The 6,683-nt window shown below is 70.2% G+C and carries 7 protein-coding genes; 4 read left to right on the forward strand and 3 right to left on the reverse strand.

The window, feature by feature from the left end:
• Window positions 1-18: 18 nt before the first annotated feature.
• Window positions 19-873 carry a 16S rRNA (cytidine(1402)-2'-O)-methyltransferase gene (rsmI, locus tag AD72_RS20925; protein ID WP_031468231.1) on the reverse strand — a complete coding sequence of 285 codons (855 nt, stop codon included), beginning with the start codon at window positions 871-873 and terminating at the stop codon, window positions 19-21.
• Between the two features lie 25 nt (window positions 874-898).
• Here rsmI and AD72_RS20930 point away from each other — a divergent pair, with 25 nt between their 5' ends.
• Together AD72_RS20930 and AD72_RS20935 are read left to right on the forward strand one after the other, a co-directional pair.
• Entirely contained in the window at window positions 899-2,497 is a 1,599-nt protein-coding gene (locus AD72_RS20930; protein ID WP_031468232.1) for a dolichyl-phosphate-mannose--protein mannosyltransferase, read from the forward strand.
• Window positions 2,498-2,588: 91 nt separating this feature from the next.
• Entirely contained in the window at window positions 2,589-2,927 is a 339-nt protein-coding gene (locus AD72_RS20935) for a PepSY domain-containing protein (RefSeq protein ID WP_031468233.1), read from the forward strand.
• A gap of 197 nt (window positions 2,928-3,124) precedes the next feature.
• Here the strand turns inward: AD72_RS20935 and AD72_RS20940 are convergent, their stop codons facing one another.
• Window positions 3,125-3,358: a glutaredoxin family protein gene (locus AD72_RS20940; protein WP_031468234.1), complete on the reverse strand. Its 234-nt coding sequence runs from the start codon at window positions 3,356-3,358 to the stop codon at window positions 3,125-3,127.
• Window positions 3,355-4,791 (reverse strand): AMP-binding protein, encoded by a 1,437-nt coding sequence (locus AD72_RS20945; protein ID WP_031468235.1) that lies wholly within the window; start codon window positions 4,789-4,791, stop codon window positions 3,355-3,357. Before AD72_RS20945 ends, AD72_RS20940 begins: the two co-directional genes overlap by 4 nt.
• Before the next feature lie 251 nt (window positions 4,792-5,042).
• On the opposite strand from AD72_RS20945, the gene AD72_RS20950 reads away from it, so the two are divergent.
• Window positions 5,043-5,648, forward strand: coding sequence for a sigma-70 family RNA polymerase sigma factor (locus AD72_RS20950; protein WP_051898843.1), 606 nt, complete (start codon window positions 5,043-5,045; stop codon window positions 5,646-5,648).
• A gap of 120 nt (window positions 5,649-5,768) precedes the next feature.
• Window positions 5,769-6,605 carry a DUF5667 domain-containing protein gene (locus tag AD72_RS20955; protein ID WP_051898840.1) on the forward strand — a complete coding sequence of 279 codons (837 nt, stop codon included), beginning with the start codon at window positions 5,769-5,771 and terminating at the stop codon, window positions 6,603-6,605.
• Window positions 6,606-6,683 lie beyond the last annotated feature (78 nt).

Consider the following 6,683-nt stretch of genomic DNA (forward strand, 5'->3'; position numbering starts at 1 on the left):
GAAACCCCGGCGGCTGACTCAGTCGCCGGGGTTTTTGCTCGCTATCACCGCGTCGTAGAGGGTTTTCTTGGAGACCCCGGTGCGTTCGGCGACGGTCGCGGCCGCGGTCTTGGTGCGCTCCCCCTCCGCGATCAGCGCGAGCACCTCGGGAACCAGATCCGCCGCGGCGGCCGGTTCCGGGGCGGCCGCGCCCTCGAGGACCACGGTGATCTCCCCGCGCACCCCTTCGGCCGTCGTTTCGGCGAGCTCCCCGAGTCCGCCGCGCAGCACCTGTTCGTGGGTCTTGCTGAGTTCCCGGCAGACCGCGGCGCGCCGGTCCGTGCCGAGCACCTCGGCCGCATCGGCGAGAGTGGCCGCGATGCGGTGCGGGGATTCGAAGAACACCACGGCGCGGCGCTCGGTGCGCAGTTCGTCCAGCCAGCTGCGCCGCTGCCCGGATTTGCGCGGGGCGAACCCTTCGAAGCAGAACCGCTCGCAGGGCAGTCCGGAGACCGCGAGCGCCACCGTCACCGCCGAAGGCCCGGGCACACAGCTCACCCGCAGTCCGCGCTCGGCGCAGGCGGCGGCCAGGCGGAACCCCGGGTCGGAGACCGAGGGCATACCCGCATCGGTGACCACGACGACGAGCGAGCCGGACTCGATCGCCTCCACCAGTCCGGGTGTGCGGGCGGCCTCGACCGCGTCGTAATAGGACACGATCCGCCCGCGCGGGGACACCCCGAGCACCGCGCACAGCGCGCGCAGCCTCCTGGTGTCCTCCGCGGCGACCACATCGGCGTTCTCGATGGCCTCGGCCAGCCGCGGCGACGCGTCCCGGGCATCACCGAGCGGAGTCGCCGCGAGCAGCAGGCCGCCACCAGATCCATCACTCACGCCGCTCACTCTACGATGGTGCGCCGTGAGTACCCGCGTCCGCGAACCCAGGCTCGGCGTCGTCGCGGACGGCGCGGTCCCTCCGGTCGCCCCGCCGCCGGGGCTGTACGTGGCGAACCCGTTCGCCCGGCTGAATCAGCCGATGCCCGCCGACCGGCTGCGCGGCTGGCTGGCCACGCTGACCCTCGCGGTGGTCGCGGCGATCGTGCGGCTGCAGGACCTGGGTTCGCCGACCGAGGGCGGCGCACCGGTCTTCGACGAGAAGCACTATGTGCCCCAGGCCTGGCAGATGCTGCGCAACGGCGGGATCGAGGACAATCCCGGCTACGAGCTGACCGTGCACCCGCCGCTGGGCAAAGAGTTCATCGCGATCGGCGAATGGCTGTTCGGCTACAACGGAGTCGGCTGGCGGTTCGCCTCCGCGGTCGCCGGGGTGGCGATGGTCGTGCTGATCGTGCGGATCGCGCGCAGGCTGACCCGCTCCACCCTGCTGGGCTCGATCGCCGGGGTCCTGCTGATCTGCGACGGGCTCTCCCATGTGCAGTCCCGGATGGGCATGCTGGACGTGTTCATGGCGACCCTGCTGCTGGGCGCGTTCGCCACCCTGATGGCCGACCGGGACCAGGTGCGCGACCGGCTGGCCACCGCGGTCGATCAGGGCTGGGCGACCGAGTCCCGGTTCGGTCCCCGCCTGGGGTTCCGCTGGTGGCGGTTCGCGACCGGGATCCTGATCGGGCTCGCCGCCGGGGTGAAGTGGGACGCCTCCTACTGGGCCGCCCTGTTCGGCATCCTGTGCATGCTCTACACGGCCACCGCACGCCGCGCGGCCGGTGTGCAGCGCCCCTGGCTGGGTGCCCTCACCCGGGATCTGGCCCCGGCGCTGTGGGCACTGCTGGTGATCCCGGTCCTGGCCTACCTGGCCACCTGGTGGGGCTGGTTCGCCAGTGAGACGGGAATCGAACGGCATGTCGCGGGCGGTTACTCGTACAACGGTGAGGGCATCGGCGCGCAGTCGAACTGGTGGTTCATCCCGGACGCGCTCCGCTCCCTGTGGTACTACAGCGGCAACGTACTCGACTTCCACGTGCACCTGACCACCAAATCGGCCGGCCAGCACCCCTGGGAGTCCAAACCGTGGAGCTGGCCGATGAGCCTGCGGCCGATGCTCTACTCCTACGACGGCGCGGCCACCGGCTGCGGGGCCCCGAAATGCGTCGCCGGAACCATGATCATCGGAACCCCGGCCATGTGGTGGCTCTCGCTGCCCGTGCTCGGCTGGGCCGTGTGGCGCACCATCGGCCGATTCGACTGGCGCTACGCCACCGTGCTTATCACCTACCTGGCCGGGGTACTGCCATGGATGATCGACGAGTCCCGGCAGATGTTCTTCTTCTACATGACCCCGGTCGTGCCGTTCCTGGTGCTCGGCATCACCCTCGTACTCGGCGAGATCCTCGGCCGCGCCACCGATGGCTACGAACGCCGCCGGACCGGATTGCTCGTCGTCGCCTGTTATGTCGGGCTCGTCGTCGCGAACTTCGTGTGGCTCTGGCCGATTCTCAACGGCGACTCGATCTCGGTCGAACACTGGAACGCCGAGATGTGGCTGCCGTCCTGGAGGTGAACGATCTCAGGGCGGACCCTGAGCCTTCCCCCGATGCGAGCACGCGCGCGTAGTGGCACGGTAGCGGGTGGTTCACAGTGGAAGGAGTCCCATGCGCACGAAGATCGCGCTCACCGTCCTCGCCGCGGCCACGGCCGGAGTGCTCGCCGCCTGCTCCGGCGGCGAGCAGGCGCCCGCCAAGGACAACGGGCACCAGCAGGAACCGGTCTCGCACACCGAATCCAGCGGCCCGGTCGACAAGGACAAAGCAGGCAAGATCGCCACCGGTAAGTACGGCGGCCGGGTGCTCAACGTGGAATCCGATCATGCCAAGGGCAAACCGACCTGGGAGGTCGAGATCGCCGACAGCAGCAAGGGTCGCATCGAGGTCGACGTCGGCAAACAGGACGGCGCCGTCCTCGAAATGGAATCGGACAACGACAACTCCTAACGCCAGCGAAGGCTCTCTCAGCGGCGTAGCCGCTTCCTCCACCCACGCAGCCTGCACCGCGGCGGGTTCTCCGGTGTTTTCTCGCGAGGACAGCGCCGACGTGGTGTATGGGGATACATGAGGAGGCCGATCCCGGAGCGAGAGGGCACCGGAGGTTCCGCCACTGGACCAGCCACGCAGGCCGACCCTGGACTCTCCTAACCCAGAGCCGCGCGCAACCGATCCTCTTCGACGGCCCAGTAGCCGTGTTCCGCGCCGTCGATGAGGATCACCGGGACCCGGTCCCCGTACTCGGCGCGCAGTTCGGGATCGGTGTCCACATCGGTGACCGAATAGGGCACGCCGAGCTCACCGCAGATCCGTTCGATGTCCGACTCGGCCCGGGCACACGCCGGGCAGTTGTCCCGGCCGAGCAGGGTCACTTGCGTCATCCCCGGAGCTTACGACGGAACAGTTTCCCGGTCGGCGAGTGCGGGAGGGTTTCGGCGAACTCGATCACGCTCGGCACCTTGAACCGGGCCAGCCGCGCGGCGCAGTGCGCGCGGATCTCCTCCTCGGTCAGTTCCCCCACCGGGACGAGCACCGCCTTGACCGCCTCACCGGTCCGTTCGTCGGGTACCCCGATGACGGCGGCCTCGCGCACCCCGGGCAGCGCGTCCAGCACTTCCTCGACCTCGTGCGGGAACACGTTGAATCCGTTCACGATGATCAGGTCGCCCTCGCGGTCGATCAGGTGCAGATCTCCCTCGGCGTCCAGGTAGCCCACATCCCCGGTGACGAACCAGCCTTCGGCATCCGGACCGCGTTCCCCGTCCGGCCAGTACCCGGAGAACAGATTGTCCCCGCGTATCGCGATGCGCCCCTCGTCGTTGTCATCGCCGGACTCGTCCGGTTCCGGGAGCTCGCTTCCGTCGTTGTCCACGAGCTTGAGCTCCACCCCGGGGATCGGCCTGCCGACCGAGCCGGGTTTGGCCGTGCCGGACACCAGCGACCAGGTCACCACCGGAGCGGCCTCGGTGAGCCCGTATCCCTCGTGTACCTCGAGTCCGGTCGCCTCCCGGATCCCGCTGAGCACGGCCTCCGGCAGCGGCGCGGCCCCGGAGGTGAGCAGCCGTACCCGCGCGCAGGCCTTGGCCAGCCGTTCGGCGCCCCGGTCCAGCAGGGCCGCGTACATCGGCGGCACCCCGATCAGCGAGGTCACCTGGCGGGCACCGAGCGCGTCGAGCACCTCGTCCGGGTGGAAACCGTCGAGCAGCACCGCGCTCGCCCCGGCCGCGGCCACCTGGAACAGCGCCGCCGAGAGCCCGTAGATGTGGTGCAGCGGAAGGCAGAGCAGCAGCGTGTCCTGCGCGGTGACCGGGGCGGGCTCGATCCGCGCGCACTGTTCGACGTTGGCCAGCAGCGCCCGGTGGGACAACCGCACCCCGTTCGGTCCCGCCGCGGTGCCCGAGGTGAAGCACAGCACCGCGATGTCCTCGCCCCCGGCCTCCGGGAGCGTGTCCACCGGGTCACCCGGGGTGAGCTCCGGAACCCCGGACACACCGATCCCGAACCGCGCTCCGGCGTCCGCGATGACGGTCCCTATCACCCGCGTGGGGGAATCTGGCGCCACCGGAACGAGAATTCCACCGGCACGTAACACCCCGAACACCGCGAGGCAGGTCTCGATCCTGGTGGGCGCGCTGAGCACCACCCGGTCGCCCGGTTCGAGCCCCGCGCCGAGGTAACCACGCGCGAGCCGATCCACCTCGGCATCCAGGCCCGCCCAGGTCAGCATCCGGTCCGTGCGCTGGTCGAGCAGCGCGGTCCCGTCGGGCACCAGGGCGGCCGCCGAGCGAACGAGATCAGCGACATTGCGCGCCATCCACTGCCTCCTCATGCAGTACTGTCCGAAACACCATCCCGCCCCCGCGTAACCGGAGACGGACCCACAGCATGGCATTGTGTGATGCACCTCATCGTGAGTGGATCCACGCAGAACGGCAATAACTTGGCAACCCGATCTGGTCACAGTGCCTACCCAGCAGTAACATTCGGACTGCTTTCGCAACGTGAACCGCAGCGGGCACAGGGAGGTGCTTCCAGGTGACACAAGGCACCGAGTCCACCGCACGGGTGCTGTACGCGGTACCCGACGGCCAGCCGGGCTGCGAGGAGAGCAAGCAGGAGAACAACTGGCGGCTCGTGGAGTGCGCCCAGGACGGCGATCAGCACGCGTTCGGTCTGCTCTACGACCACTACGTCGACGTGGTGTTCCGCTACGTGCTCTTCCGGGTCAAGGACCGCGCGCTCGCCGAGGATGTCACGAGCGAAACCTTCCTGCGGGCGCTGCGGCGCATCGGCACCATCTCCTACCAGGGCCGCGATGTCGGCGCCTGGTTCATCACCATCGCCCGCAACCTGATCTTCGACCACGTCAAGTCCAGCCGCTACCGCCTCGAGCTGGCCTCCGCCGACCCCTCGGACGCCGCGCCGGTCGCCGAGATCACCCGGTCCGGACCGGACGACCAGGTCATCGCGGACGCCACCAACGACGAGCTGATGCGCTGCGTGGCGCGGCTCGGCGAGGACCAGCGGGAAGTGGTCACCCTGCGCTTCCTCCAGGGGCTCTCGGTGGCCGAGACCGCCGAGGTGATGCAGCGCGGAGAGGGCGCGATCAAGGCACTGCAGCACCGTGCGGTGCGCAGGCTCGCCGCGCTGATGCCGCGGGAACTGCGCTAGTCCCCTCCTTCCGCCGTCCGCCGAACGGGTTGGCTTGCGCGCACGCCGTAACCCGGACCGGTTACCCATCGTTGCCCACTTGTCGGAAAGGCACGCGAGAGCGGACGGGTGAACAGGGCGATGCGGCTAGGACCCGCGGCGGCGCACGAACGCTTCGAGCACGCCGTGGAGGGAACCCCGGACCCGGAGTTCACCGAGGACGCCAGGATCGTCGCACGGCTGCGGGAGCGCGCGGAGACAGTCGTGCTGCCCACCGCGACCCGGGCCCGTATCGCGGTCGGCCTGCTCGGCGAGCTCGGCCCCGCCAGCCAGGCGCAGCCCTCCCCCGCCCCGATACCGCGCGCGGGCGAGCACCGGCGTTCCCGGTTCGGCATCGTCCTCGCCGCCGCCTGCTGCCTGCTGCTGGTGTTCGGCGCGATCGGGGTCGTCGCATCCCGGGACGCGCTGCCCGGTCAGCCCTTCTACGGCCTCAAGCGCGGGGTGGAGAACGCCTCGCTCGGGCTCACCATCGATGCGGACGCCCAGGCCCGCAAGCGGCTCGACGTGGCGGCCAACCGTGTAGCGGACCTCGAGGCGCTGCACGCGGACCACTCGGCGAGCCCGGCCAACTACCTCGCCGCGCTGCAGGACTTCGACAGCGAGTCGAGCGCGGCCGCGCGGGCGAGTATCCAGCTGGGCACCAACGGCGGCGGCAGCGCACTGACCCAGCTGCGCGACTGGGCGCGGACCCGCCAGCTTCAGCTGGACCGGCTGCGTCCCGGGATCCCGGCCCCGGCCCGCGCCCGGTTCACCGAGTCCACCGCGATGCTGCGGGCGATCGCCGAGCGCACGAAGGCGCTGCGGGAACGGCTCGGCTGCGAGCGCATCACCTCCGGCCGTCAGGACCGGCTCGGCATGCTCCCCGCGACGGGAAGCTGCTCGGACACCGCGGTGCGCGCGGCGGGCGGTTCGCGGTAACACCGGGCGCGCGATATCAGCCGGTCCGCACTGACACCCCGTTCGGCAACGCGGGCGTGCGATAGTGCGGCGGTCCAC

The sequence above is a fragment of the Sciscionella sediminilitoris genome, assembly GCF_000737195.2.
Lineage (GTDB): Bacteria > Actinomycetota > Actinomycetes > Mycobacteriales > Pseudonocardiaceae > Sciscionella > Sciscionella sediminilitoris.

Bases quoted from the DNA above. Each gene is read 5' to 3' on its own strand.
- AD72_RS20955 (WP_051898840.1), top strand. From the start codon at position 5,769: ATGCGGCTAGGACCCGCGGCGGCGCACGAACGCTTCGAGCACGCCGTG.
- AD72_RS20940 (WP_031468234.1), bottom strand. From the start codon at position 3,358: ATGACGCAAGTGACCCTGCTCGGCCGGGACAACTGCCCGGCGTGTGCC.
- AD72_RS20945 (WP_031468235.1), bottom strand. From the start codon at position 4,791: ATGGCGCGCAATGTCGCTGATCTCGTTCGCTCGGCGGCCGCCCTGGTG.
- AD72_RS20935 (WP_031468233.1), top strand. From the start codon at position 2,589: ATGCGCACGAAGATCGCGCTCACCGTCCTCGCCGCGGCCACGGCCGGA.